The following is a 1,081-nucleotide window of genomic DNA, read 5'->3' as shown; positions in this document are numbered from 1 at the left end:
CGGAAAACTCCTTGAGTATCAACGAGTTAGATGTTTCAGGCAGTACTGGAGGTGCTTCGATCTTCTGATCGGCAGCGGTGAAAAAGGTAGTTGACAGCAGCTTGTAACGCTGTAGAATTCGCCTCCCGCTACGAGAGATCGCAAGCGAGTCAAGTGTTTGAAGTTGAACGAGTTTCTCGCAAAATACTTCGAAATAAACGCTTGACAGACACAGAGGAAAGCGTAGAATGCGCGCCTCGGTTGAGACGAAAAGCTCTTAACCAAACGCTCTTTAACAAATTGAATCAAGCAATTCGTGTGGGTGCTTGTGAGTACGGTTTGATAGTCGCCAAGATTATCAGCATCACAAGTGGCCACATGAGCAATCATAGTAGTCATTTGAGATTGCTGAGCCAAGTTTAGGGTTTCTTAAAAACCCAAGCAGTATTGAACTGAAGAGTTTGATCATGGCTCAGATTGAACGCTGGCGGCAGGCCTAACACATGCAAGTCGAGCGGATGAGAAGAGCTTGCTCTTCGATTCAGCGGCGGACGGGTGAGTAATGCCTAGGAATCTGCCTGGTAGTGGGGGACAACGTTTCGAAAGGAACGCTAATACCGCATACGTCCTACGGGAGAAAGCAGGGGACCTTCGGGCCTTGCGCTATCAGATGAGCCTAGGTCGGATTAGCTAGTTGGTGAGGTAATGGCTCACCAAGGCGACGATCCGTAACTGGTCTGAGAGGATGATCAGTCACACTGGAACTGAGACACGGTCCAGACTCCTACGGGAGGCAGCAGTGGGGAATATTGGACAATGGGCGAAAGCCTGATCCAGCCATGCCGCGTGTGTGAAGAAGGTCTTCGGATTGTAAAGCACTTTAAGTTGGGAGGAAGGGCAGTAAGATAATACCTTGCTGTTTTGACGTTACCGACAGAATAAGCACCGGCTAACTCTGTGCCAGCAGCCGCGGTAATACAGAGGGTGCAAGCGTTAATCGGAATTACTGGGCGTAAAGCGCGCGTAGGTGGTTTGTTAAGTTGGATGTGAAAGCCCCGGGCTCAACCTGGGAACTGCATCCAAAACTGGCAAGCTAGAGTAC

The 1,081-nt window shown here is 49.7% G+C and carries 1 rRNA gene; it reads left to right on the top strand.

Going from position 1 to position 1,081, the window contains the following annotated elements:
• Positions 1 to 428: 428 nt before the first annotated feature.
• Positions 429 to 1,081: ribosomal RNA gene (locus AAZU54_RS27255) — 16S ribosomal RNA — on the top strand; the annotation flags it as partial.

The sequence above is a fragment of the Pseudomonas sp. Je.1.5.c genome (assembly GCF_051129895.1).
Lineage (GTDB): Bacteria > Pseudomonadota > Gammaproteobacteria > Pseudomonadales > Pseudomonadaceae > Aquipseudomonas > Aquipseudomonas urmiensis.
Note: the sequence above shows the minus strand (reverse complement) of the source record. Positions and strands in the feature narration are given on the sequence as shown.